General features: G+C 66.7%; 19 protein-coding genes and 1 tRNA gene. 14 read left to right on the forward strand and 6 right to left on the reverse strand.

Annotation, left to right across the window (positions count from 1 at the left end; translation table 11 throughout):
- The first annotated feature begins 235 nt into the window (after positions 1-235).
- The 10 genes from xdhA to AXZ77_RS15050 all read left to right on the forward strand — a co-directional run bounded on the left by xdhA (position 236) and on the right by AXZ77_RS15050 (position 13613).
- Complete coding sequence (gene xdhA / locus AXZ77_RS15005) at positions 236-1606, forward strand: xanthine dehydrogenase small subunit (protein WP_098411774.1); 1371 nt, start codon at positions 236-238, stop codon at positions 1604-1606.
- A complete protein-coding gene (xdhB, locus tag AXZ77_RS15010; protein WP_098411775.1) occupies positions 1603-3882 on the forward strand; it encodes a xanthine dehydrogenase molybdopterin binding subunit in 2280 nt (759 codons plus the stop codon). The genes xdhA and xdhB overlap by 4 nt, the downstream gene beginning before the upstream one ends.
- A complete protein-coding gene (gene xdhC, locus AXZ77_RS15015; protein WP_098411776.1) occupies positions 3879-4814 on the forward strand; it encodes a xanthine dehydrogenase accessory protein XdhC in 936 nt (311 codons plus the stop codon). The genes xdhB and xdhC overlap by 4 nt, the downstream gene beginning before the upstream one ends.
- On the forward strand, positions 4811-6325 hold the full coding sequence (locus AXZ77_RS15020; protein ID WP_078541953.1) for an ABC transporter ATP-binding protein: 1515 nt from the start codon (positions 4811-4813) through the stop codon (positions 6323-6325). The genes xdhC and AXZ77_RS15020 overlap by 4 nt, the downstream gene beginning before the upstream one ends.
- Positions 6322-7401 carry an ABC transporter permease gene (locus AXZ77_RS15025; RefSeq protein ID WP_098411777.1) on the forward strand — a complete coding sequence of 360 codons (1080 nt, stop codon included), beginning with the start codon at positions 6322-6324 and terminating at the stop codon, positions 7399-7401. Before AXZ77_RS15020 ends, AXZ77_RS15025 begins: the two co-directional genes overlap by 4 nt.
- A complete protein-coding gene (locus tag AXZ77_RS15030; protein WP_098411778.1) occupies positions 7398-7733 on the forward strand; it encodes a hypothetical protein in 336 nt (111 codons plus the stop codon). Before AXZ77_RS15025 ends, AXZ77_RS15030 begins: the two co-directional genes overlap by 4 nt.
- Complete coding sequence (locus tag AXZ77_RS15035; protein WP_078520378.1) at positions 7730-8662, forward strand: ABC transporter permease; 933 nt, start codon at positions 7730-7732, stop codon at positions 8660-8662. The genes AXZ77_RS15030 and AXZ77_RS15035 overlap by 4 nt, the downstream gene beginning before the upstream one ends.
- Before the next feature lie 55 nt (positions 8663-8717).
- Positions 8718-9803, forward strand: a complete 1086-nt coding sequence (locus AXZ77_RS15040; RefSeq protein ID WP_078604630.1) for a BMP family ABC transporter substrate-binding protein — start codon at positions 8718-8720, stop codon at positions 9801-9803.
- A 217-nt stretch (positions 9804-10020) separates the two neighbouring features.
- On the forward strand, positions 10021-11307 hold the full coding sequence (locus AXZ77_RS15045) for an NAD(P)/FAD-dependent oxidoreductase (RefSeq protein ID WP_098411779.1): 1287 nt from the start codon (positions 10021-10023) through the stop codon (positions 11305-11307).
- 161 nt (positions 11308-11468) lie between these two features.
- Positions 11469-13613, forward strand: coding sequence for an OmpA family protein (locus tag AXZ77_RS15050; protein WP_098411780.1), 2145 nt, complete (start codon positions 11469-11471; stop codon positions 13611-13613).
- Between the two features lie 76 nt (positions 13614-13689).
- Here AXZ77_RS15050 and AXZ77_RS15055 read toward each other — a convergent pair.
- Positions 13690-13766: transfer RNA gene (locus AXZ77_RS15055), tRNA-Met, on the reverse strand.
- 137 nt (positions 13767-13903) lie between these two features.
- Here AXZ77_RS15055 and selD point away from each other — a divergent pair.
- Entirely contained in the window at positions 13904-16069 is a 2166-nt protein-coding gene (gene selD, locus AXZ77_RS15060) for a selenide, water dikinase SelD (protein WP_098411781.1), read from the forward strand.
- A gap of 172 nt (positions 16070-16241) precedes the next feature.
- On the opposite strand, the gene mnmH is transcribed toward selD, so the two are convergent.
- The 3 genes from mnmH to AXZ77_RS15075 all read right to left on the reverse strand — a co-directional run bounded on the left by mnmH (position 16242) and on the right by AXZ77_RS15075 (position 18227).
- The gene (gene mnmH, locus AXZ77_RS15065; protein ID WP_098411782.1) at positions 16242-17291 is read right to left on the reverse strand and encodes a tRNA 2-selenouridine(34) synthase MnmH; all 1050 of its coding nucleotides are present in this window, start codon (positions 17289-17291) and stop codon (positions 16242-16244) included.
- Entirely contained in the window at positions 17291-17875 is a 585-nt protein-coding gene (locus tag AXZ77_RS15070) for a L,D-transpeptidase (protein WP_098411783.1), read from the reverse strand. Before AXZ77_RS15070 ends, mnmH begins: the two co-directional genes overlap by 1 nt.
- Positions 17876-18020: 145 nt before the next feature.
- Positions 18021-18227 (reverse strand): DUF2892 domain-containing protein, encoded by a 207-nt coding sequence (locus AXZ77_RS15075; protein WP_078520385.1) that lies wholly within the window; start codon positions 18225-18227, stop codon positions 18021-18023.
- Between the two features lie 126 nt (positions 18228-18353).
- Here AXZ77_RS15075 and AXZ77_RS15080 point away from each other — a divergent pair, with 126 nt between their 5' ends.
- Together AXZ77_RS15080 and AXZ77_RS15085 are read left to right on the forward strand one after the other, a co-directional pair.
- Positions 18354-20582 (forward strand): heavy metal translocating P-type ATPase, encoded by a 2229-nt coding sequence (locus AXZ77_RS15080; protein WP_098411784.1) that lies wholly within the window; start codon positions 18354-18356, stop codon positions 20580-20582.
- A 104-nt stretch (positions 20583-20686) separates the two neighbouring features.
- Complete coding sequence (locus tag AXZ77_RS15085; protein WP_098411785.1) at positions 20687-21148, forward strand: transglycosylase SLT domain-containing protein; 462 nt, start codon at positions 20687-20689, stop codon at positions 21146-21148.
- 138 nt (positions 21149-21286) lie between these two features.
- On the opposite strand, the gene AXZ77_RS15090 is transcribed toward AXZ77_RS15085, so the two are convergent.
- Positions 21287-23794, reverse strand: a complete 2508-nt coding sequence (locus AXZ77_RS15090) for an ABC transporter permease (protein WP_098411786.1) — start codon at positions 23792-23794, stop codon at positions 21287-21289.
- Positions 23791-24489 (reverse strand): ABC transporter ATP-binding protein, encoded by a 699-nt coding sequence (locus AXZ77_RS15095; RefSeq protein WP_098411787.1) that lies wholly within the window; start codon positions 24487-24489, stop codon positions 23791-23793. The genes AXZ77_RS15090 and AXZ77_RS15095 overlap by 4 nt, the downstream gene beginning before the upstream one ends.
- Positions 24490-24529: 40 nt before the next feature.
- Between AXZ77_RS15095 and AXZ77_RS15100 the strand changes: the two genes are divergently transcribed.
- Positions 24530-25192 carry an arylesterase gene (locus AXZ77_RS15100; protein WP_255266515.1) on the forward strand — a complete coding sequence of 221 codons (663 nt, stop codon included), beginning with the start codon at positions 24530-24532 and terminating at the stop codon, positions 25190-25192.
- Positions 25193-25195: the final 3 nt, after the last annotated feature.

Genomic DNA, 25195 nt, shown 5'->3' on the forward strand with positions numbered 1-25195 from the left:
TTAGCGGGTAGCAGCGCCCCGCGCCAGCCTCTCGCCGCGTCCTCCCGACGCTTCGCGCTCGACCACACGGCGCAGCTTGGCGCCCAATTCTTGATCACCGGATCAAGTTTCAGGCAACGCACCGCCGCGAATCCCTTGCCAAAGCCTGTCTGCATCGGCTTTGCTGGGCCGGTCCCGTTCTACGCCGCATCGAGGGGGACCGCAGGGACGACTGGTAAGGCGGCGGATTTTTCGTATGGAGATCACGTTTCTTCTCAATGGAGAAACCCGGACGGTGGCACTTACCGATCCGACGCAATCTGTGCTCGATTGGCTGCGCGCCGAGGGGCTGACCGGCACCAAGGAGGGCTGCAATGAGGGCGATTGCGGAGCCTGCTCGGTCATCGTGACCGATGCGGAGGGCGCCAAACCGCTCAATGCCTGCCTGATGATGATGCCCCATCTTCACCGGCGCGCGCTGCGCACCGTCGAGGGCGTCGCCGGGCCGAAGGGCGAGTTGCACCCGGTCCAGCAGGCGATGGTCGATCATCACGGCTCGCAATGCGGCTTCTGTACGCCCGGTTTCATCGCCACGATGGCGGCGGGGCATCTGAACGGGCGCCGCGATCACGACGATCTGCTCGCAGGCAACCTGTGCCGCTGCACCGGCTACGCGCCGATCATCCGCGCCGCCGAGGCCGCGCAGGATGCGCCCGTGCCCGCGTGGATGAACGACACGGTTCCTGATCTCGCGGAGATCGCGCCGAAGGCCGATAACGTCTTCCTGCCCGACAGTGCGGATACGCTGGCGGAGTGGTATCTCGCCCATCCCGAGGCCACGCTGATCGCGGGCGCGACCGATGTGGGTCTCTGGGTCACGAAACAGCTGCGCGAGCTGAAAGAGGTCGCCTTCCTCAACAACTGCACGGACCTGCAGAGCATCGAGGAAACCGACGACCGCTACATCGTCGGCGCGGGCGTCACCTTGGCCGCGTTGCGTGAAGCGATCCGCGACACGCTCCCGAGCTTTGCCGAATTGCTGCGCCGTTTCGCCTCCGAACAGGTGAGACAGGCGGCGACCATCGGCGGCAATATCGCCAACGGCTCGCCCATCGGCGACAGCCCGCCCGTGCTGATCGCGATGGGCGCGCAGCTGACGCTGCGCAAGGGCGAGGCGCGCCGCACTATCCCGCTGGAGGAGTTCTTCCTCGATTATGGCAAACAGGACCGTGCACCCGGCGAATTCGTCGAAAGCGTCAGCTTCCCGAAATCCGCACCCGATCTGGCCTGCTACAAACTGTCGAAACGCTTCGATCAGGACATTTCCGCCGTCTGCGGCGCGCTGAATATCCCGCGCGATGGCGACAAGATCGGCGCGCCGCGCATCGCTTTCGGCGGCATGGCGGGAATCCCGAAACGCGCCCCGGCGCTGGAGGCCGCGCTGGAAGGTCAGCCGTTCACCGAAGAGGCGATCACGGCCGCCCTGCCCGCGCTGGAGCAGGACTTCACGCCGCTCACCGACATGCGCGCCTCGGATGCCTACCGGATGGAGGCGGCCAAGGCGATGCTGATCCGATACGTCCGCAATGCCCAAGGCGCCCTCTCCATTCTGGAGGTGCAACCATGAGCGTCGGTACCAAGAAGCCCCACGATTCCGCGCAATTGCACGTCACCGGCGCGGCGCGCTACGTCGATGACAGCCCCTGCCCCGGCAACACGTTGCACCTCGCCTTCGGCCTCTCGACCGAGGCTCATGCCGAGATCGCCTCGCTCGATCTGAGCGCGGTGCGCGCCGCGCCCGGTGTCGTCGCGGTGCTCACCGCCGAAGACATGCCGTTCGCCAACAATGCCTCTCCCGCGCCCGAGCCCGAACCGGTTCTGGCCGAGGGCATCGTGCATTTCGTCGGCCAGCCGATCTTCGTCGTCGCGGCAACCAGCCATCTTGCCGCGCGCAAGGCCGCACGGCTGGCGAAGGTCGACTACACGCCCCGCCCCGCGATCCTGACAGTCGATGAGGCGCTCAGCGCGAACAGCCATTTCGAAGGCGGCCCGGTCACCTGGGCGCGCGGCGATACCGGCGAAGGCTTCGCGCAGGCCGAGCATATCGTCGAAGGCAGTTTCGAGATGGGCGGGCAGGAGCATTTCTACCTCGAAGGTCAGGCGGCGCTGGCGCTGCCCGACGATCAGGGGATGGTGATCCGCTGCTCCTCGCAGCACCCGTCCGAGGTCCAGCACAAGGTGGCCGACGCGCTTGGCTGCGCGATGCATGACGTCCGCGTCGAGATGCGCCGGATGGGCGGCGGCTTCGGCGGCAAGGAGAGCCAAGGCAACGCGCTCGCCATCGCCTGCGCCGTCGTTGCGCGTGCCACCGGGCGGCCCTGCAAGATGCGCTATGACCGCGACGACGACATGGTCATCACCGGCAAGCGCCATGATTTCCGGATCAAATACCGCCTCGGCGCGGATGCCGAGGGCAAGATCGTCGCGGCCGAGTTCACCCATCTCGCCCGCTGCGGCTGGTCGCCGGACCTGAGCCTGCCGGTCTGCGACCGCGCGATGCTGCATACCGACAGTTCCTATTACCTGCCGAATGTGAAGATCGAGAGCCACCGGCTGCGCACCAACACCCAAAGCGCGACGGCCTTCCGGGGCTTCGGCGGGCCGCAGGGCATGATCGGCACGGAAGCGGCGCTCGATCACCTCGCCCATGTGATGGGGCTCGACCCGCTCGATCTGCGCAAGCGCAATTATTACGACCCCGCGGGCGGGCAGAGCACGCATTACGGCCAGCCGGTCGAGGATTTCATCCTGCCCGAGATCACCGAGCGATTGGAGCAATCCGCCGAGTTCGCGGCCCGCAAGGCCCGCGTGGCCGAGTGGAACGCCGCCAATACGACCCTGAAGCGCGGCATCTCGCTGACGCCGGTGAAGTTCGGCATCTCCTTCACGCTGACCCAGTTGAACCAAGCGGGCGCGCTGGTGCATGTCTATGCCGACGGCTCGATCCAGCTGAACCACGGCGGGACCGAGATGGGTCAGGGCCTGCATCGCAAGGTCTGTCAGGTCGCGGCCTCGGTCTTCGGCGTGACGGATGAGGATGTGCGTATCACCGCGACGGCCACCGACAAGGTGCCCAACACCTCTGCCACGGCGGCCTCATCCGGGGCCGATCTGAACGGCATGGCGGTGAAGGCCGCCTGCGAGACGATCAAGGCGCGGCTGGCGGATTTCATGGCCGAAAGCGCGGGCGCTGCGGTGGAAGACGTGACGTTTGCCAATGGCGAGGTGCGCGCGGGCGATCACGCCCTGCCCTTCGCGAAGCTGGTGAAGCTGGCCTATGAGGCGCGGGTGTCGCTGTCGTCGACGGGCTTCTACGCCACGCCGAAGATCAGCTGGGACCGGATCAAGGGTCAGGGCCGCCCGTTCTTCTACTTCGCCTATGGCGCGGCGGTGACCGAGGTGGTGATCGACACGCTGACCGGCGAAAACCGCATCTTGCGCACCGACATCCTGCATGATGCCGGCGCCTCGCTGAACCCGGCGATCGACATAGGCCAGATCGAGGGCGGCTACGTGCAGGGTGCTGGTTGGCTGACGACCGAGGAACTGGTCTGGGACGACAAGGGGCGTCTGCGCACCCATGCCCCTTCGACCTACAAGATCCCCGCCTGCTCGGACCGCCCGCGTGTGTTCAACGTGGCGCTCTGGGACGAGCCGAACCGGGAGGACACGATCTATCGTTCCAAGGCGGTGGGCGAGCCGCCCTTCATGTTGGCGATCTCGGCCTTCCTCGCGCTGCAGGACGCCTGCAAATCCTGCGGCCCGAACTGGCCCGATCTGCAAGCGCCCGCCACGCCCGAGGCGGTTCTGGCTGCCGTGCACCGGGCAAGGGGGGACGCATGAGCCTCGATCCCGCAGCCCTTGCCCGCGCGGCAGACCGCGGCCCCTTCACCCGTGTCGTGGTCGCGCGCGCCCAAGGCTCCACCCCGCGCGAAGACGGGGCGGAGATGCTGGTCTGGGCGGATCATGTCGAAGGCACGATCGGCGGCGGCGCGCTGGAATTCTCCGCCATAGCGAAGGCGCGGGGCGGGCTGACGGGGATCGAGAAAATCCCGCTGGGCCCGGCGATGAACCAGTGCTGCGGCGGGGCCGTGGTGCTGGGCTACGAGCGGATGGACCGGACCACCGTTGCCCAGATCATAGGCGACTGGCACGCACGCCCACTGACGCCGGGCACGCCCGAGCCGCTGGCCGTCACCCGCGCGCTGGCCCGCGCCCGCGATCGCGGCGAGACACCGCCGCTTCTGGTCGACACCTGGCTGATCGAACGCGTCGCGCCACCGCCCGCCCCGATCTGGGTCTGGGGCGCAGGCCATGTCGGGCGCGCGCTGATCGGGGCGCTGAGCCCCCTGCCCGGCCTTGCCCTGTCCTGGGCCGATAGCGGGGCGGAGCGGTTTCCCGACGCAATCCCCGAAGGCGTCACACCGCTGATCGCCGAGAACCCGGCCGATCTGGTCTCCCTCGCGCCCACCGATGCCCGCCACTTCGTGCTGACCTATTCACATTCTCTCGATCTGGAGCTTTGCCACCGGCTGCTCGCCCATGGTTTCGGCGGGCTCGGCCTGATCGGGTCGGACAGCAAATGGGTTCGCTTCCGCAAGCGTCTCGCCGCGCTCGGTCATTCGGATGCACAAATTTCGCGCATTGCCTGCCCGATAGGCGATCCGACCTTGGGGAAGCATCCTCAAGCCATTGCCCTTGGGGTAGCGACCGGGCTAGTGAAAGAGCTGAATGCCGCGGGGGCGGCAACGGGGAAAGGGAAACGCGCCGGGTGACGGAGCTGCTCAAGATCGACGGGCTGACGAAAGCCTATCCTGGGGTCGTGGCCAATGACGGCGTCGGCTTCTCGGTGCGTCCGGGCGAGGTCCACGCCCTGCTGGGCGAAAACGGCGCCGGCAAATCGACGCTGGTGAAGATGATCTACGGGCTGGTGAAGCCCGATTCCGGCACGATGCACTTCGCGGGCCAATCCTTCGCGCCTGCCGATCCGCGCGCCGCACGCGCCGCGGGTGTCGCGATGGTGTTCCAGCATTTCTCGCTATTCGAGGCGCTCAACGTCGCCGAGAACGTGGCGCTTGGCATGGAAAACCCGCCGCCGATGCGCCAGCTTGCCAAGCGTATCCGCGAGATTTCCACCGCCTATGGCCTGCCGCTGGACCCCGCGCGACTTGTGGGCGACCTCTCCGCGGGCGAGCGTCAACGCGTCGAGATCGTGCGCTGCCTGCTGCAGGACCCGAAGCTTCTGATCATGGACGAGCCGACCTCGGTGCTGACGCCGCAGGAGGTGGAGATCCTGTTCCACACCCTGCGCAAGCTCTCCGCCGAGGGCACTGCGATCCTCTATATCAGCCACAAGCTCGAAGAGATCCGCACGCTTTGCGAAGGCGCGACGATCCTGCGCGCGGGCAAGGTGGTGGCGAGCTGCAACCCGCGCGAGAAGACCGCGCGAGAGCTGGCCGAGTTGATGGTCGGCGCGGAGCTGAAAGTCACCGACCGGGCCGAGCGCAAGCTGGGCGATGTCGTTCTGAAAGTCTCGGGCCTGTCGCTCGCACCGCTGTCGCAGTTCGGACCCTCGCTGAAGGATCTGAGCCTGGAGCTGCGCGCGGGCGAGGTGCTGGGCATCGGCGGCGTCGCGGGCAACGGTCAGGAAGAATTGCTGGCGACCCTGTCGGGCGAGCGCCCCTCCGCCCCCGGCACGGTCAGCCTGATGGGCGAGGATATCTCCGGGCTCGGACCGAACGGCCGCCGCGCGAAGGGGCTGCTGGCCGCGCCAGAGGAACGGCTGGGCCATGCCGCCGTCCCCGCGATGAGCCTGACCGAGAACGCGATCCTCACCGGCACGATGCGCAAACCGCTGACCCGCAACGGATTTGTCGATCAGGGCGCGGCGAAGACCTTCGCCGACGAGATCATTCAGGCCTTCGACGTGCGCACACCGGGTTCGCATGTCGCGGCCCGCGCGCTCTCGGGCGGCAACCTGCAGAAATACGTGATCGGCCGCGAGGTGCTGCAAAACCCCGCCGTGCTGGTCGTGAACCAGCCGACATGGGGCGTGGATGCCGCCGCCGCCGCGTCGATCCGGCAAGCGCTGCTGGACCTCGCGGCGAAAGGCGCTGCGGTGATCGCAATCAGCCAGGACCTCGATGAGCTTATGGAAATCTCCGACCGCTTCTCGGCGCTGAACGAAGGCCGCCTGAGCGCCTCGCGCCCGACCCAAGGGCTGACGATCGAAGAGATCGGCATGATGCTGGGCGGTGCGCACGGGATGCAGGAGGCCGCGGTATGATCACCCTCGTCCGGCGCCCCACCCCGTCGCAATTCTGGTCCTACGCAACGCCACTCCTCGCCGTGATCGCCACGATGATCGCGGGCGGCATCCTCTTCGCGATACTGGGCAAGCACCCGGTCGAGGCGATCCGCGTGATCTTCTGGGACCCGCTCTTCGGCGGCAATGCCAGCTATTTTCGCGGCCAGCTTCTGGTGAAGGCCGGGCCGCTGATCCTGATCGCCTGCGGGCTCGCCGTGGGCTTTCGCGCGGGCATCTGGAATATCGGGGCCGAAGGGCAATACATCATGGGCGCGCTGTTCTCGGCATGGCTGGCGCTGAAAATGTACCCCGCCGAAAGCCACTGGCTGTTCCCGGCGATGATCGTGCTGGGCGCGCTTGGCGGCTTTCTCTGGGCGATGATCCCGGCGGTGCTGAAGGTTCTGTTCGGCACCTCGGAAATTCTCGTCTCGCTGATGCTGGTCTATGTCGCCGAGAACCTGCTGGCCTACATGGCCTTCGGCCCGCTCAAGAACCCTGAGGGCTTCGGCTTTCCCGGCTCGCGCAACCTGCAAGACTACCCCTCAGCCTTCAATCACGAGCTGATCGAGGGCACGGGGATGCATTGGGGCGTCGTCGCGGCGCTGATCGCGGTGATCTTCACCTATGGGCTGATGCACCGCCATATCACCGGTTTCCGCGTCCGTGTCGCGGGCGAGGCACCGCGGGCTGCGCGTTTCGCAGGCGTGATCCCGGCGCGGTTGGTGATGCTCGGGCTCGGCATGGGCGGCGCATTCGCAGGGCTTGCGGGCATGTTCGAAGTCTCGGGTCCCTCGGGCCAGATCACCGACAGTTTCAACGTGGGCTACGGCTTCACCGCGATCATCGTGGCTTTCCTCGGCCGGCTGCACCCGATCGGCATCCTGCTGGCGGGGCTCCTGATGGCGCTGACCTATATCGGCGGCGACATGGCGCAGCTGATGCTCGGCCTGCCCTCGGCGGCGATCCAGGTCTTCCAGGGGATGCTCTTGTTCTTCCTGCTGGCCTTCGACGTGCTGACCAATTTCCGCATCCGTTTCGGGAGAGTCGCGGCATGATGCGCAAACTCCCCTCGCTGCGCCTGTTGATCATCTTCCTTGGCGGCGTCGTCATGGGGCTTGGCCTGTACTACCTGCTTGCGGTGGCGCAGGCGTTCTGGGCGTTCGTCGTGATCGGCGTGGTGATGATGGTGGTGTTCGAGCTGGCGCTGGGGGCCTCGCGGGCGGTGATCTACCGCATCGGCGCGCGGCCCGACAGCGAAGAGCCCCGCCGCCCCACCCTGCATGGACGCGAGCGTTACGCCTCTGTGGCCGGGCTCATCGTCGGCCTCGTCGGCGGCTATCTGGCCTGGGGGCCGGTTCTGTTCTGGGGACATGGAGGCGCACTATGATCGTGGGCGGCATCGATATCATCACCCTGACGGCGACGCTGATGGGCGCATCGACCCCGGTCCTCCTGGCCGCGACCGGCGAACTGGTCGCCGAGAAATCGGGCGTGCTCAACCTCGGCGTCGAGGGGATGATGATCATGGGCGCGGTCGCAGGCTTCGCCGCCGCTGTTGCCACCGGCAGCCCGGTTCTGGGCTTCCTGATGGGCGCGATCGCCGGTGCCTTGCTGGCGACGCTTTTTGCCTTCCTGACTCAGAAGCTGCTGTCGAACCAGGTCGCGACAGGTCTTGCGCTGACGCTGTTCGGGCTGGGCCTGAGCGCACTGATCGGCAAGGGCTACGAGGGCGTGCGCCCCCCGCCGACCGCCAAGATCGATTTCGGACCGCTCTCGGATATTCCGGTGCTGGGCCGCATCCTGTTCTCGCATGACTGGATCGTCTATCTCTCGCTGATCCTCGTCGCGGTGGTCTGGTACGTGCTGCGCTCCACCCGCGCCGGGCTGATCCTGCGCGCGGTGGGCGAGAGCCATGACGCCGCCCACGCGCTGGGATACCGCGTCGTCGCCGTGCGCTTCGCCGCGCTCGCCTTCGGCGGGGCGCTCGCGGGGCTTGGCGGCGCCTATCTCAGCCTCGTGCGCGTGCCGCAATGGACCGAAGGCATGACCGCAGGCGCGGGCTGGATCGCTCTGGCCATCGTCGTCTTCGCAAGCTGGCGCCCGTGGCGGGTGCTGCTGGGCGCTTACCTCTTCGGCGGCATCACCGCGCTGCAGCTGCAATTGCAGGCTGCGGGCTACGCGATCCCGGTACATATCCTCTCGATGGCCCCTTATGTCATCACCATCGTGGTGCTGGTCATCCTGTCCGCCATTCACCGCCACGGCGTGCAGGCCGCCCCTGCCAGCCTCGGCAAATCTTTCCACGCCTCGAGCTGAGGCATCTCTCGAAGGGCCCCATCAAGAGGCCCGCCACCCAACTTGGAGTAACGCGATGAACCGCAGATCCTTTTTGAAAACCACCGCCGCAACGGCCGTCGTCGCGGGCGTCGGCGTCCCGGCTTTCGCCGCTGACGAGCCGCTGAAGATCGGCTTCATCTATGTCGGCCCCGTCGGCGACATGGGCTGGTCCTACCAGCACGACCAAGGTCGTCAGGCGATCGAAGAGAAATACGGCGACAAGGTGAAGACCTCGTTCATCGAGAACGTGCCGGAAGGCCCCGATGCCGAGCGCGCGCTGACCCAGCTGGCGCTGGACGGCAACAAGCTGATCTTCGCGACCTCCTTCGGCTACATGGACGCGGTGATGAACGTCGCCAAGAAATTCCCCGACGTGAAATTCGAGCACGCCACCGGCTACAAGCTCGCCGACAACGTCGCCACCTACGACGCCAAGTTCTATCAGGGTCGCGCCATTCAGGGCACGATCGGCGGTCGTATGACCAAGACCAACAAGATCGGCTATATCGGCTCCTTCCCGATCCCCGAGGTCTATCAGGGCATCAACGCCGCCTATCTGGCCGCGAAGAAGGTGAACCCGGATATCGAGATGAAAGTGGTCTGGGCCTACACCTGGTTCGATCCGGCGAAAGAGGCCGACGCGGCCGCAGCCCTGATCGCCGATGGTGTGGACGTGCTGCTGCAGCACACCGACTCGACCGCGCCGCAGGCGAAAGCTCAGGAAGCGGGCAACGTCATCACCTTCGGTCAGGCTTCGGATATGTCGAGCTTCGCGCCGATGCCGCGCGTTGCGTCGACCATCGACAACTGGGCGCCCTATTACATCGAGCGCGTCGGTGCGGTCATGGACGGCTCGTGGAAGTCGGAAGCCACCTGGGGCGGCATCGACAGCGGCATGGTGGAGATCGGCGAGATTTCCTCGGCCGTGCCGGACGACGTCAAGAAAGAGGCGCTGCAGCTCAAGGACGATATCGGCTCGGGCAAGGTCCATCCCTTCACCGGCCCGCTCAACAAGCAGGACGGCACGGCCTTCCTCGCCGATGGCGAAATGGCGACCGACGATCAGCTTCACTCGATGACCTTCTACGTCGAGGGGATCACGGCAGAACCGCCGAAATAAGTCAGTCCTACTGATGCGAATAGGAAAGGGTCGGCCACGCGCCGGCCCTTTTTCGTTGTTTCGCAAAGGTCTTTTCGCTTCACGTTAGCGTTAGACTTGTTCCACAGGCTGATTCGTCGCAGGATTTGGAAGGCGGGTCTTCTTGACACATTCAAACAATTGCATCTATCGAATGAGACATGACAAGTTGATGACCGGGTAACGGGGAGGAACGAAAATGGCACATATCGTGGTGCTCGGCGCAGGTCTTGGCGGCGCAATCATGGCTTATGAATTGCGCGATCAGGTCCGTAAGGAAGACGAAATTACCGTCATTACCAAGGACCCGAAGTACCACTTCGTGCCCTCCAACCCTTGGGTCGCCGTCGGCTGGCGCGACCGCAAGGACATCACCGTCGATCTCGAACCGACGATGAAGAAGAAGAACATCAAGTTCATCCCGGTCGCGGCAAAGCGCCTGCACCCCGATGACAACAAGGTCGAGCTGGAGGATGGCCAAGAGGTCTCCTACGATTACATCGTGCTTGCCACCGGCCCGGAACTGGCCTTCGACGAGATCGAGGGGCTCGGTCCCGACGGCTTCACCCACTCGGTCTGCCATGTCGATCACGCCGAGGATGCCGGCACCGCCTTCAAGCGCTTCTGCGAAGATCCCGGCCCGATCATCGTGGGCGCGGTGCAAGGCGCGTCGTGCTTCGGCCCGGCCTATGAATTCGCGTTCATCCTCGACACGGCGCTGCGCCGCGCGAAGATCCGCGATCAAGTTCCGATCACCTTTGTGACCTCCGAACCCTATGTCGGCCATCTCGGTCTCGACGGGGTCGGCGACACCAAGGGTCTTCTCGAAGGCGCAATGCGCGAGAAGCACATGAAGTGGATGACCTCGTCGCGCGTGAAGAAGATCGAAGACGGCGTGATGCATGTCGAAGAGATCGCCGATGACGGCTCCGTCAAGGCGACCCACGAGATGCCGTTCAAATACTCGATGATGCTGCCGCCCTTCCGTGGCATCCCGGCGGTCATGGGGCTCGAAGGGCTCGTGAACCCGCGCGGCTTCGTCATCGTCGACAAGCACCAGCGCAACCCGAAATACCCGAATGTCTTCGGGATCGGCGTCGGCATCGCGATCCCGCCCATGGGCCCGACCCCGGTGCCCTGCGGCGTGCCGAAGACCGGGTTCATGATCGAGTCGATGGTGACCGCCACCGCGCATAACCTCGGCAATATCGTACGCGGTCAGGAGCCCGACGAGACCGGCACCTGGAACGCGATCTGCCTGGCCGATTTCGGCGACAGCGGCATCGCCTTCGTGGCCCAGCCGCAGCTTCCGCCGCGCAACGTCAACTGGTCGAGCCAGGGCAAATGGGTCCACCTCGCCAAGATCGGTTTCGAGAAATATTTCATGCGCAAACTGCGCAAAGGCACCTCGGAGCCGTTCTACGAGAAGACCGCGATGAAGATGCTCGGCATCGACAAGCTGAAAGCGGTCAAGAAGACCCACTGAGCCGAACCGGCACAGATTTTTCTTCCCTAATCACGGGGCGGGCCTGCGGGTCCGCCCCGTGCTGATTCCTGCCGATGGTCAAGAGCTCGCCGGAACACACGGGTCTGTGAGACGTTTGAACCCCCGACACGCGGCCAGATGCCGCATGAAAGGGAGACGACATGAAGACGTTGAAGACGACCACTGCGCTCGTTGCCGGCCTTGCCGCGCTGAGCCCGGCGATCCTGCCGTTCAGTGCGCTTGCCCAGGACAGCAATACCGCCGCCGCTGAATGCATCGCGAAGGCGGTCGCCGATGGCACCCCGACGGATCAGGCGAAAGCCGATTGCGAGGCCGAGGCGGCGCAAGCCGATGGCTCCGCCGAGGCTGCGGCCGGCACCGATCCGGCGAATGCCGATGCGCCGATGAGCGACAGCGAAGCCGATCAGGCCGCAAAAGCCGCGATCGAAGGCGCAGCCCCGCCCGCCGATCAGGACCCGGCTGCGAGCGGTGACACCCCCGACGCCAGCGCGAAAGCCGCAGTCGAAGGCGGCGCGGATGTGACCACTCAATCCGAGACCACGGGCACCGATACCAACGCCGACGCGGCCGCCGCTGCGACGACGGATACCGAGACCGACGCAACAGCTGCCACCGACGCGCAGCCCGATGCTGCAGCTGAGGCAGAAACCGATGGTTCGGCTACCGCAAACACCGATGGCTCGACCTCGGCGGATACCACCGCCGACACCACTGCAGAGACCGACGGCTCCGCTACGACTGAAACCGATGGCTCGACCACCGCAGAGGCAGACGGCGCGACCGATGCCACCACCGCGGCCGACGGCCAGACGGACGCTGAGGCGACGAGCACGCTCAGCCCCGACACCACCTCGCAGGACGCCCCTGCCCCGGTGACTGACACCACTGAAGAGGCGATGCAGAACTCGGAGGCCCAAGCGGACAGCACCGCGACGGCAGAGCCCGAGGCGAAACCTGCAGGCGAAACCTCGACGGACACCACCTCCGACACGCAGGTCGTGCAGGAAGGCAAGGGCGGGTCCGGCGCGGACGTCGAGCCGAAGGTGATCCAGCCGGAAGAGGCCGCCAATGCCGACGCGGAGGCCACCGCCTCGGAGACCGCTGACACCACGGCGGAAACCGATCAGCAGGCGAGCCAAGACACGGCGGCCACCAAGGCGACGAAGATGCTGGAGAACGCGCTGACCGATACGCAAGCCGCGATCGAAGGCGAAGCGGTGCAGAACGAGGCGCTCAACGCGCCGACCGACAGCGCCGACACCGCCGACGCCACCGAAGAGACGGTGACCGAGGACACCGCGCGCAGCGCATCCGAAGACTTCGCGACCTCGGTCGACGCCAAGCCCGACGCTCAGGCGCAGGCAACCGCGCAAACCGACTCGTCGAAGAAGAAAAAGAAGGACCGCCTGAGCACGCTGGAAACCGCCGCGCTCTCGGGCCTCGGGGCGCTTGCCGTGGGGGCGATCCTGAACAATGGCTCAAAGGTGGCCGTGAATTCGGGCGACCGTGTTGTGGTGCAGCAACCCGATGGTTCGTACCAACTGGTGAAGGACGACAACGCGCTGCTGCGTCAGCCCGGCTCGAAAATCCGCACGCAGGACTATGCCGACGGCTCGTCGCGCACGATCGTGACCAAGCCCGATGGCAGCCAGATCGTGACGGTCTATGACGCTCAGCGCCAGATTCTGAAGCGGACGCTGGTCCAGCCCGATGGCACGCAATACCTGCTGGTCGACGACGCGCGGGGGGCCGATCCGGTCGACGTCTCGGCGCTTCCCAAGCCCAAGCCCGTCGCGACGGTCTCGTCCAGCAACGAGCAGGCTCTGCGCGATGCGCTGACCCGTCAGAGTGGCATCGACCGTACCTTCACGCTCTCGCAGGTGCGCAACATCACCCCGGTGCGTGATCTCGCCCCCGCGATTTCGGTCGAGAACATCAACTTCGAGACCGGCTCATCCGCGATCCAGCCCGATCAGGCGCAGGCCCTCTCGGCTCTGGGTCAGGCGATCCAGCAGCGCATCGACGAAAACCCGCGCGAGCTGTTCCTCGTGGAAGGCCATACCGACGCCGTCGGCAGTGCCGCCTACAACCTCGCGCTCTCGGACCGTCGCGCGGAATCGGTTGCGCTGGCTCTGAGCGAGTATTTCGACGTGCCCGCCGAGAACCTCGTGGTGCAGGGCTATGGCGAACAGGACCTGAAGGTGCAAACCGAAGGCGCCTCGGAAGCCAACCGCCGCGCCGTGGTGCGCCGGATCACTGATCTTCTGCGCACCGCCTCGAACTGAGGTTGAGCCTGAGACCAAAGCAAAGGGCGCCCCGAGGGGCGCCCTTTTCGCATCTCTCCCGAAAGAGGGGGAGGAGTGGTGGCGAGGGGGGGACTTGAACCCCCGACCCCACGATTATGAGTCGTGTGCTCTAACCAGCTGAGCTACCTAGCCACTGGGGGGCTAACTAGGCAAAGCGGATCGTCCAGTCAAGGACGTTTTGCGGGAAAATTGCCCCCATTTCGCTGCGGCATATTGGGAATTGGCGAAGCCGCGCGCAAAGGCTAGGCATGAGGGGAAAAGGAGAGACCATGCACGCCGCCCCAGCCCTGCCCCTGACACGCGATATCGTTCTGATCGGGGGCGGACATACCCATGCGCTGGTGCTGCGGATGTGGGGGATGAACCCGCTGCCGGGTGTGCGGCTGACCGTGATCAACCCAACCCCCTCCGCAGCCTATTCGGGAATGCTGCCGGGCCATGTGGCAGGGCATTACACGCGCGACGAGCTGCAGCTCGATCTGGTGAAGCTCGCCCGGCATTCGGGCGCGAGGCTGGTTCTGGGGCGCGCCACGGGCCTCGACCGAGGGCGGCGGCTGATCGAGGTGCCGGGGCGTGCGCCGATCGCCTATGACGTGGCTTCGATCGATATCGGGATCACGGCCGAGATGCCGCAGCTGCCGGGCTTTCTCGACCATGTCGTGCCTGCGAAACCGCTCGACGCTTTCGCCGATGCCTGGGACGCTTTCGCCGCCGATCCGCCCGAGTCGCCGAAGATCGCCGTGGTCGGCGGCGGCGTGGCGGGGGTGGAGCTCGCGATGGCCTGCGCGCACCGCCTGCCGCAGGCACAGGTCACGGTCTATGAGGCAGCCCCCGAGGCGCTGCGCGCGCTTGGCACCGGCGCTCGGAACGCGATGCTGGCGCACTGCGCGCGGCTAGGCGTGACCATCGAGACCGACGCGGCGCTGATCGGAGCGGAAAAAGGGCGGCTTCTGCTGGAAGGCGGACGCACAGCCGAGGCCGATTTCATCATCGGCACGGGAGCCACGAAACCCGCCGACTGGCTGCCCGAGACCGGGCTCGATCTGACCGACGGATTCGTCACGGTCGGCCCGACGCTGCAAAGCTCCGATCCCGCGATTTTCGCCGCAGGCGACATCGCCCATCTCAGCCACGCGCCGCGCCCCAAGGCGGGCGTCTATGCGGTGCGCGAAGCGAAGCCGCTCTTCGCCAACCTGCGCGCTGCCGCTTCGGGCGGGATGATGAAGACCTATCAGCCGCAGCGCGATTATCTGAAACTGATCTCCACGGGCGGAAAGCAGGCGGTGGCCGACAAATGGGGCCTGCCGCTGAACGGGAAATGGCTCTGGCGGTGGAAGGACCACATCGACCGCAAGTTCATGGCGAAGGTCCACGATCTGCCCGCGATGCCGACGCCGCCCTTGCCCCGCGAACATGCGCAAGGGATCGAAGACGTTCTGGGCAGCAAGCCGATGTGCGGCGGCTGCGGCGCGAAGCTCGGCGGTCAGGCGCTGCGCGAGGCACTGTCCGATCTGCCCGCGCCCGCGCGCGACGATGTGCTGAGCGGTCCGGGCGACGATGCCGCCGTGCTGTCTTGCGGCACGCAGACGCAGGTCTTCACCACCGATCACGTCCGCGCCTTCACCGAGGACCCGTGGCTGCTGGGCCGGATCGTGGCGCTGCATGCGATGAGCGACGCCTGGGCGATGGGCGCGGCACCGCAGGCAGCCCTCGCGCAGGTCACCCTGCCCCGCCAATCCGAAGAACTGGGCGCGCGGGCCCTGCGCGAGATGCTGGGGGCCGCGTCCGAGGCCTTCCGCGACGCAGGCTGCGATCTCGTCGGCGGCCATACCTCAATGGGCGCGGAGCTGACACTGGGCTTCACCGTGACCGGGCTGGCCGAGCGGCCTTTGGGTCAAGACGGCGCGAAACCCGGCGAGGTGCTGATCCTGACGAAGCCGCTTGGAACGGGCGTGATCCTCGCCGCCGAGATGGCGAAACACGCGCCCGGCGAGGTGGTGGCAGGCGCGCTGGAGAGCATGGGCCGCAGCTCTGCCGAGGCTTCCGCGATCCTCGCGCCGATCGCTTCCGCGATGACGGATGTGACGGGCTTTGGTCTCGCGGGGCATCTGCTGGGGCTATGCGAGGCGTCGGGCGTCTCGGCAGAGCTGGACCTTGCCGCGATCCCGCTGCTCGACGGGGCCGAGGCTTTGGCGGCGGCAGGCGAGCACTCGACGCTTCTGCCGCAGAACATCGCCAATTGCGCGGGCCGAATGACCGCACCACCGGGGCCGCGAACAGAGCTGCTGCATGATCCGCAGACCTCGGGCGGGTTGCTGGCCAGCGTGCCGGAGGCGCAGGCTGCGGAAGTTCTGGCAAAGCTGGTAGCGGCAGGCTACCGCGCCGCGCAGATCGGGGTGATTATTGACGGGCCGGCGTTCCTGCGGGTGCGGTGAGCGCCTCGCATCCCTCTTCTGGCACGGGCGACCAGCCCGGGCCGCGCCCGACCCTCCCCCCGGGAGGGCGCATTGGCGATAGCGCCGCGGGCCTAACGGTCTTTCGGGCTTGCTAAATAAATCACCCAGCCACGCATCGAGGGGGTGCCCACCCGAGGCTCGGGCGCGCCCCTCAGCGCCCCGCCATCTCCGACGCCTCTTTCACCACCTGCGCAGCCAGCCCCTCGATCGCCTCCGGCGCGAGGCTGTCCGCCTCGATCACCCGCTCATGCTCCACATGGCGCGCGCGGTGCTTCTCGTAGCGCGGATCGTAATGGTCGCGCATCAACTCCCCCGCCAGCGCCGCATATTCCCCCGCCGTGGCCTGCGCCTGCCACGCCGCGATCCGCTCGGCGGGCTGGAAGGGCCGCAGCTGATCGAGCACCGCCAGCAGCCGGTCGGCATCCGCCGTGATATCCGCATAGGCCCGCGCCAGATACTGCGCCCGCTCCGACAGCGGCGCACGCACTCGCAGGCGCGGCGCGTCCTTGATCGCGGCCCAGATTCCGGCGGGCAGTTGCAGATCGCCGATCTTGGAACTTTCCGCCTCCAGCAGCACCGGCCGCGCCGGATCGAGCGCCGCGATCTCCATGATCAGCCGCGACTCGAAATCCTTCTGGCTCGACTGGCCACCCTCCATCGCCCCGAAGAGCGAGCCGCGATGATTGGCGAGCCCCTCCAGATCGATGACCTGCGCACCCTGCGCCCGCGCGGCTTTCAGGATGTCGGTCTTCGCGGTGCCGGTGTTGCCGTCGAGAACGACGACCGGACAGGGCATCGCGGCAAGCCCGGCCTCCACCACCAGCGACCGGAAGGCCTTGTAACCGCCCTCGACCAGCTCCACGCGCCAGCCGACCTGCTTGAGGATCGTCGCGAACGACCCCGAACGCTGCCCGCCGCGCCAGCAATAGACCAGCGGACGCCAGCCGCCCTCCTTATCGGCCAGCGGACCCTGCAGATGTTTGGCTGCATTCTGCGCCACCAGCGCCGCGCCGATCTTGCGCGCGTCAAAAGGCGCGACCTGCTTGTAGATCGTGCCGACGCGGGCGCGCTCCTCATCGTCGAGCACGGGCAGATTAATGGCGCCGGGGATATGATCCTCGGCGAATTCCGAAGGTGAGCGCACGTCGATGATCGTGTCGAAATCGAGCGCGGCGACCTCGGCAATCGAGGTAAGTTTCATCAGTAGACAGTAACCTGCGTGCCGACGGGGACGCTGTTGAACAGATCGATGACATGATCGTTCACCATCCGGATGCAGCCGTTCGAGACCGCGTGCCCGATCGAACCCGGTTCGGTCGTGCCGTGGATGCGGATCGCCGTGTCATGCCCATTCTGATAGAGATACATCGCCCGCGCGCCGAGCGGGTTTTCCGGCCCGCCCTTCATCCCGTCCTCGTATTTCTTGTAAGCCGGATTGCGTTCGATCATCTCGCGCGTGGGCGTCCAGCTCGGCCATTTGACCTTGCGCGCCACCGTCGCGGTGCCGCGGAACTTCAGCTCATCCTTGCCCACGGCCACGCCGTATCGCATCGCCACGCCCGGCGCGGTGATGTGATAGAGGAAGAACTTATCCGAGACGATGATGATCGAGCCCACCGCCAGATCGGGCTTCACCGTGACCTTGGTCGGGTAATATTGCGAGCCGATCGGCCAGCGCTTCGCGGGCGCGGTCTCGATGGTCTGCGCGGGTCCGCTTGCGGCGAAAGCGGGCAGGCTTGCGAAGGGCAAAGCGGCCAGCGAAAGAAGAAAAGCGCGGCGATCCATGATCAAACTCCTGCAAAATCCTGCGGCGTCTCCCGGCAAAGCGTTCGACAAAACCAAGGGTGAGGCTAGCAAAGCCGCCCCACCCTCTCAAGAATTTGGTACCGGGTCAGAAAAAGGCCAGCGCCAATCGTTGCCGCTTTGTCGATTACTTACCGAAAGCGCAGCCCGATTTGATGCCGAACTTGCCGAAGATCATCGCCGCCGGGCAGAAGCCGGTGAAGGCCGATTGCAGCAGGTTCGCGCCGATGAAGGCGGTGAACCACAGCCAATACATCGAGACATAGACGGCCAGCAGCAGCGAGATCAGGATCATCACGCCAGCGAAGGCAAAAATCGCACGGTCGAGGTTCATTCGAGGGCACTCCACGAGAAAAGTTACGTTGTGAAAGAATATAACAGCTCCTCACGTCAAATTCAATTACCTGCATATGTCGCGCGACGCTTGACCGCAGCCCTGCGCAGGATCAGATAACGCCCTATGAGCGAAGCCACATTTATCATCGACGCCATGCATTGCGGCGCCTGCACCGGTCGGGTCGAACGCGCACTTTTGGCACAACCCGGCGTGCAAAACGCCTCGGCCAACCTGATGGCGCGCAGTGCCCATGTCGAATTCGACGGGCCTGCCGATCTCGAGAGCCTCAAGACCGCGCTCGACCAGGCGGGCTATCCGGGGCGCCTGAAAGAGGAGATGGCCAACGGCCCCAGCGCCGCCGAGCGCCAGATGCAGGAGGCGCGCCAGCTGCGGCGTCAGTTCCTGACCGCGCTCGCGCTGACCGCCCCGGTCTTCGTGCTCGCGATGGGCGCGCATATGATCCCCGGCATGCATCACCTGATCGCCAGCACGATCGGGATCGAAGCAAGCTGGTGGGTGCAGATGATCCTCACCGCGCTGGTGCTGGCCTTCCCCGGCCGCGTCTTTCTGCGCATCGGCGTCCCCGCCCTGCTGCGCGGCTCGCCCGAGATGAATTCGCTCGTCGCGATGGGCTCGCTCGCCGCCTTTGTCTATTCCGCCCTTGTCACGCTTGCGCCCGGCCTTCTGCCAGAGGCCGCGCGGGGCGTCTATTTCGAGGCGGCGGCGACCATCGTCACGCTGATCCTGCTGGGTCGCTGGCTGGAGGCGCGCGCCAAGGGCCGCGCTGGCGAGGCGATCTCGCGGCTGATCGGGCTGCAGCCCAAGACCGCGCGCGTGCAGACCGAAAATGGTGTCGAGGAACGTCCGATCGAGGAACTCGTGCCCGGCGACATCCTGCTGCTCGCCCCCGGCGAACGGGTCGCGCTCGACGGGGTAATCGCCGAGGGCGCGGGCCATATCGACGAGAGCATGCTGACGGGCGAGCCCGTCCCCGTCGCGAAATCCGAAGGCGATCCGATCACCGGCGGCACCGTGAACGGCGAATCCGCACTCAGCTACCGCGTCACCGCGACCGGCGGCGACACCGTCCTGTCGCGGATCATCGCGATGGTCGAAGCCGCGCAGGGCGCGAAACTGCCGGTGCAGGCGCTGGTCGACAAGGTCACCCGCGTCTTCGTGCCGGTGGTCATGGCGCTGTCGCTCCTGACCTTCGCGATCTGGATGATCGCGGGCATGGGCTTTTCGCATGCCTTCGTCGCGGCGATCTCGGTGATGATCATCGCCTGCCCCTGCGCGATGGGGCTGGCGACGCCGGTCTCGATCCTCGTGGGCACCGGGCGCGGCGCCGAACTGGGCCTTTTGTTCCGCCGTGGCGACGCGCTGCAACGTCTCTCGGAAGTCGCAGTCGTGGGCTTCGACAAGACCGGCACGCTGACCGAAGGCCACCCCGCCCTGACCGATCTCGAACCGCTCGCCGATCTGCCCGAGGCGGAGATCCTCGCGCTGGCCGCAGGCGCCGAGGCGCGCTCGGAGCATCCGCTGGCCCGCGCGATCCTCGCCGAGGCCGAGACGCGCGGCATCGCCCATGCGCCGGTCAAACGCGTCAAGGCGCTGTCCGGCAAGGGGCTGCGCGCGCAGGCCGAAGGGGCCAAGCTCTGGATCGGCAATGCCGGTGCGATGGAAGAGGCCGGGGCCGATATCGCACCCTTTGCCGAACGCGCGAAGGCGCTGGCCGCGAAAGGCCGCACCCCGGTCTGGATGTCGCTCGACGACCGCCCCGTCGCGCTGATGGCGCTGTCGGACCCGATCAAACCCGAGGCGCGCGAAGCGGTCGACGCTCTGCATAAGGCGGGCAAGCAGGTGGCGATGGTCACCGGCGACACGCGCGCCACGGCCGAAGCCGTGGGCCACGATCTCGGCATCGACCGGATCGAGGCCGAGGTACTGCCCGACGGCAAGCGCGACGCGGTCGAGAGCCTGCGCCAGATTGGCCCGGTCGCCTTCGTGGGCGACGGCATCAATGACGCGCCTGCGCTGGCGGCCGCCGATGTGGGCCTCGCGATCGGCACCGGCACCGATGTCGCCATCGAAGCTGCCGAAGTCGTGCTGATGCGCGGCGATCCCAACGGCGTCGCGATGGCGCTGGAACTGTCGCGCGCGGTGATGCGCAACATCCGGCAGAACCTGTTCTGGGCCTTCGCCTATAACGTCGCGCTGATCCCGGTCGCGATGGGCATCCTCGTGCCTTTCGGCGGGCCCGGCCTGTCCCCGATGCTGGCGGCGGGCGCGATGGCGTTCTCCTCGGTCTTCGTGGTCACCAACGCGCTGCGCCTGCGCCGCGCCCTGCGCTGATCCGGGCGCGGATCGGCGAGAGCGCGCCGAGGCCGGAACTCCACCCTTCCCAAGCGGCAAGGAGGACGCTTAGCTGACGGCGACCCACCACCCGGAGCGCCCGCATGCTGACTCGTCGCCTCTTTCTGCTCTCGCTCGGCGCCCTCGCGGCCTGTGGCGGCTCGCCGCGTCCGATGCCGAAACCGGCCTATGCGCTACCGCTCCATCGCAACGAGACGCCGGAAATCCGCGCCCTGATCAACCGCTATTCGGACCATTACGGGGTGCCGCGCACCCTTACCCACCGCGTGGTCCAGCGCGAGAGCCGCTACCGCGCCGATGCCCGCAACGGCCCCTATTACGGGCTGATGCAGATCCTGCCGCAAACCGCGCGTAGCATGGGATTTCGCGGCCAACCGCATGACCTGCTCGATCCCGACACGAACCTGAAATACGCGGTGAAATACCTGCGCGGCGCATGGCTTGTCTCGGACGGCTCGGAAGATCGCGCGGTGAAATGGTATTCGCGCGGCTATTACTACGAGGCAAAACGGCGCGGCTTGCTCCGCGAAACCGGGCTGCGCTGACCCGCGACCTGCGCGCCCTCAAACTTAGGGACGCTCCGCGGGGGATATTTGCACCAAGGCGAAGCAAAGCGCCCTCGCTTCGGCTTGGCCGAAATATCCCCGCCGGAGGCATCCGGCCTTTCCACGCAAAGCCGCCCCTCACTCAGGCGCGCGCAACACCCCGGCAGGCCGGGCTGCAAGCGGGCGCAGTGCGAAGACGAGACCGGCCAGCAACGTCGCGATCACGCCGCCCGCCACGATCAGAAGCGCGGGGATCGGGGCGAAATGGAACTCCGCCCCCATCACCAGATCGACCACGGCCCAGCCCGCGAGCCCGCCAAACAGGATCGCAACCAGGCCCGCCGCCGCGCCCATCAGCGCCGAGCGCAGCGCGAAGCTCGCAAGGATCGCGCCGCGCGTGGCGCCGAGCGTCTTGAGCATCGCCGCCTCCCAAGCGCGTTCACGCTCGCCCGCCGCCGCCGCACCGATCAGCACGACGAAGCCGGTGAGCAGCGTCACGCCCGCGGCCAGCGAGGTCGCCCGCGCGATGGCGGAGAGCGCATCGGTCACGCGCTGCAGGGCGTCGCGCACGCGGATCGCGGTGATATTGGGGAAACGCTCCGCCAGATCGCGCATCACCTGCGCCTCGGCGCTTGGCGGCGCGTAGATCGTGGCGAGCCATGTATGGGGCGCGCCGCGCAATGCCGCCGGGTCGAGCGTGAGGACGAAGCCGATCCCGCCGGTCGAGAAATCCACGTCGCGGAACGAAGTCACCTTCGCGGTGATGTCGCGCCCGAGAATGTTCACCGTGATCGTATCGCCGAGCTTCAGGCCGATCTCCTGCGCCTCCTTGGCCGAAAAACTGGCCAGCGGCGGGCCGCTATAATCCTTCGGCCACCACTCGCCCGCGGTGATCTTTTCGCGCGGGGTCTCGGCATAGGTCACGCCGCGATCGCCGCGCAGCACCCAATGCTCGCCATGCGTCTTGCGCGCGTCCTCGCCGTTGATCTTGGTGATCACGCCGCGCAGCATCGGCACGCTTTCGACCTTGGTGACTTCGGGCATATCCACCAGCAGATCGGTGAAGGGCTGAATCTGGTCGGGCTGGATATCGATCACGAAATAGGCCGGCGCGACCTTCGGCAGATCGCGGTCGATCGCCCCGCGCAAGCCGCTATCGACCTGCCCCACCGCGGCCAGAACCGAGAGGCCGAGGCCGAGTGAGAGGATGACCGAGCGCGCCTCGGAGCGCGGCCCGCCAATCGCGGCAAGGGCTGCGCGCAGCACGGGGCGGCCTCGGGCGCGATGCTGGGCGCGACGCGCCAGCCAGCGGATCAGGCTGGCGGCGAGCGTCAGGATCAGAAGCGCCACGGCGATGCCGCCGAGGCTCGCCAGCGTCAGCGTCCAGAGGCCCGAGAACCACGCCGAGACGGTCACGATGATCGTCAGAAGCGCCGCCGTCAGCAGAAGCGTGGGCAAGCCCGGCAGGCGGCGGCCTGCGCCGGTGTCGCGGTAAAGCGTCGCCGCGCGCATCTTCGACATGCGCGAGAGCGGCCAGAGGGCAAACAGCATCGCGACCAGCGCGCCATAAAGCGCGGCCTCGCCCAGCGGGCCGGGATCGAGGCCGATCTCGACCGGCAGCGGCAGCGAGCGTTCGATCAGCCCCGACGCGCCAAGGACGAGACCGGCGCCGAGGACGAGCCCCGCGAGAATGCCCGCAAGGCCGAGGGCGGCGAGCTGCAGCAGAAACGCCGCGCGGATCGTGCTGCCGGTGGCACCGAGCGCGCGCAGGGTCGCGATGGTAGGCGCCTTACGTTCGATCCAGGCAGCGACGGTTGCGGAGATGCCGACGCCACCCACAGCCAACCCTGCGAGCCCCACCAGCACGAGGAAAGAGCCCAGCCGCTGCACGAAACGCTCCGCTCCCGGCGCGGCGCGACGGCGGTCGGACCAGCGCATACCTGCACCGTCGAACCGGGTCTCGGCCTGCTGTTTCAGGGTGGCGAGGTCGGTATCGGGCGGCAGTGTCGCGCGGTATTCCGTCTCAAAAAGAGAACCCGGCGAGAGAAGCGGCGTGTTCTCGATCGCCGTCAGAGAGACGATGGAATGCGGGCCAAGCCCCATCCCTGTCCCGGTCGAATCCGGCTCGCGCACGATCCGCGCCATCATCACGAAATCCTGCCCGCCGAGTTGCACCTTATCACCGGGGCTCAGGCCCAGACGATCGGCGAGGATCGGATCGAGGAAAATCCCCGGCACGCCGCCCTTCCCTGTCAACGCGTCAGGCGTGACGGGCGGATCGAGCTGCAGCTTGCCGGTCAACGGATAGGCCCCGTCCACCGCCTTCACCTGCGTCAGCGCGCGGTCGGCGGGATCGGTGCCGGTGGACAGCATCGAGCGGAAGTCGATCACCTCGGAGACCGCCGTGGCGCGGTCGGTGATCCATTGCAACTCCTCGGGCTTGGCGCGGCGATAGGTGAATTCGTATTGCGCGTCGCCGCCCAGCAGCACCGCGCCCTGATCCGACAGTGCGCGCTCGATGGCGGAGCGCACCAGCCCCACGGAGGCGATCGCCGCCACGCCCAGCATCAGGCAGAGCAGCATCACCCAGAAGCCGCGAATGCCGCCGCGCAGCTCGCGCCGGGCGATGGAGAGCGCGAGGCTCATGCGGGGGCGTCCGTTGCGATGTGATCGCCCACGACTTCGCCGTCGCGCAGCTCCACGATGCGGTCGCAGCGCGCGGCCAGTTCGGGCGCGTGGGTCACCAGCACCAGCGTCGCGCCGTGCTTTTCCTGAAGGCCGAAGAGCAGCTCGATAATCGTCTCGCCCGTGGCGCTGTCGAGATTGCCGGTGGGTTCATCCGCCAGCAGGATCGCAGGCCGGGGCGCAACCGCGCGGGCCAGGGCCACGCGCTGTTGCTCGCCGCCCGACATCTGGCTGGGATAATGCTCGAGCCTATGCGCCAGCCCGACGGCCTCCAGCTCTGCCGCGGCGCGCTCGAACGGGCGCTCCACCCCCGCGATTTCCAGCGGCATCGCGACGTTTTCCAGCGCCGTCATCGTCGGGATGAGGTGGAAGCTTTGGAAAACCACCCCCATATTACCCCGACGAAACCGCGCCAGCGCATCCTCGGACAGCTTCGAGAGATCGTGGCCCAAAGCGGTGACAGACCCGGAGGTGGCGCGTTCGAGCCCGCCCATCAGCATGAGGAGCGACGATTTGCCCGATCCAGACGGCCCCGTGAGCCCGACGCTTTCCCCTTTCGCGATGCTCAGGTCGATCCCGTTGAGGATCTCGACCGGCCCGGTATTGCCATCGAGCGCAAGCCGCGCGTCTTTCAACTCAAGGATCGTGTCACTCATGCGCCGTCTTTCTTTTGCTTCAAAGGGATATGGGCCGCGGATGGGGATACGCAAGCGGATCGCTGCGGGTTTTATCGCCGCGGGGCTGGCGCTGGGGGCCGGGCCCGCGATGGCGGAGGTGTCGATCCTCGCATTGGGGGACTCGCTGACCCAAGGCTATGGGCTCGATAATCCGGCGGACGGGCTGGTGCCGCAGCTGCAGGGCTGGCTGCAGGATCATGGGCAGGATGTGAAGGTGATCAACGGGGGCGTCTCGGGCGACACCACGGCGGGCGGGCTGTCGCGGATCGACTGGCTGCTGACGCCCCAGCCCGACGCGGTGATCGTGGCCTTGGGCGGCAATGACCTGCTGCGCGGACTGCCGCCCGAACAGGCGCGGGCGAACCTCGATGGGATTTTGGCGAAACTTCAGGCGAAGGGCATCCCGGCGCTGCTGGCGGGGCTGCCCGCACCGGGGAATTTCGGGCCGAAATATCAGCACGATTTCGACGCGATCTATCCCGATCTGGCGCAGAAATACGATGCCGTTCTGGTGCCCAACCTGCTCGCTCCGATCACCGAGACCCCGATCGAAGAGCGCGCCAAGACCGACCTGATGCAGCCCGACAATATCCACCCCTCGCCCGAAGGGGTGAAGAAGGTGGTCTCTGCTCTGGGGCCGAAGGTGCTGGAGCTTCTGGCGAAAGTGAAACAGGGGAGCTGAGCG

The organism is Thioclava sp. ES.031 (assembly GCF_002563775.1).
Lineage (GTDB): Bacteria > Pseudomonadota > Alphaproteobacteria > Rhodobacterales > Rhodobacteraceae > Thioclava.

Coding starts and splice junctions, on each gene's coding strand:
- selD (WP_098411781.1), top strand. CDS start 13,904: ATGCACGCCGCCCCAGCCCTGCCCCTGACACGCGATATCGTTCTGATC.
- AXZ77_RS15025 (WP_098411777.1), top strand. CDS start 6,322: ATGATCACCCTCGTCCGGCGCCCCACCCCGTCGCAATTCTGGTCCTAC.
- AXZ77_RS15030 (WP_098411778.1), top strand. CDS start 7,398: ATGATGCGCAAACTCCCCTCGCTGCGCCTGTTGATCATCTTCCTTGGC.
- AXZ77_RS15040 (WP_078604630.1), top strand. CDS start 8,718: ATGAACCGCAGATCCTTTTTGAAAACCACCGCCGCAACGGCCGTCGTC.
- AXZ77_RS15070 (WP_098411783.1), bottom strand. CDS start 17,875: ATGGATCGCCGCGCTTTTCTTCTTTCGCTGGCCGCTTTGCCCTTCGCA.
- xdhC (WP_098411776.1), top strand. CDS start 3,879: ATGAGCCTCGATCCCGCAGCCCTTGCCCGCGCGGCAGACCGCGGCCCC.
- mnmH (WP_098411782.1), bottom strand. CDS start 17,291: ATGAAACTTACCTCGATTGCCGAGGTCGCCGCGCTCGATTTCGACACG.
- AXZ77_RS15075 (WP_078520385.1), bottom strand. CDS start 18,227: ATGAACCTCGACCGTGCGATTTTTGCCTTCGCTGGCGTGATGATCCTG.
- AXZ77_RS15100 (WP_255266515.1), top strand. CDS start 24,530: ATGGGGATACGCAAGCGGATCGCTGCGGGTTTTATCGCCGCGGGGCTG.
- xdhA (WP_098411774.1), top strand. CDS start 236: ATGGAGATCACGTTTCTTCTCAATGGAGAAACCCGGACGGTGGCACTT.
- xdhB (WP_098411775.1), top strand. CDS start 1,603: ATGAGCGTCGGTACCAAGAAGCCCCACGATTCCGCGCAATTGCACGTC.
- AXZ77_RS15090 (WP_098411786.1), bottom strand. CDS start 23,794: ATGAGCCTCGCGCTCTCCATCGCCCGGCGCGAGCTGCGCGGCGGCATT.
- AXZ77_RS15045 (WP_098411779.1), top strand. CDS start 10,021: ATGGCACATATCGTGGTGCTCGGCGCAGGTCTTGGCGGCGCAATCATG.
- AXZ77_RS15085 (WP_098411785.1), top strand. CDS start 20,687: ATGCTGACTCGTCGCCTCTTTCTGCTCTCGCTCGGCGCCCTCGCGGCC.
- AXZ77_RS15080 (WP_098411784.1), top strand. CDS start 18,354: ATGAGCGAAGCCACATTTATCATCGACGCCATGCATTGCGGCGCCTGC.
- AXZ77_RS15035 (WP_078520378.1), top strand. CDS start 7,730: ATGATCGTGGGCGGCATCGATATCATCACCCTGACGGCGACGCTGATG.
- AXZ77_RS15095 (WP_098411787.1), bottom strand. CDS start 24,489: ATGAGTGACACGATCCTTGAGTTGAAAGACGCGCGGCTTGCGCTCGAT.
- AXZ77_RS15050 (WP_098411780.1), top strand. CDS start 11,469: ATGAAGACGTTGAAGACGACCACTGCGCTCGTTGCCGGCCTTGCCGCG.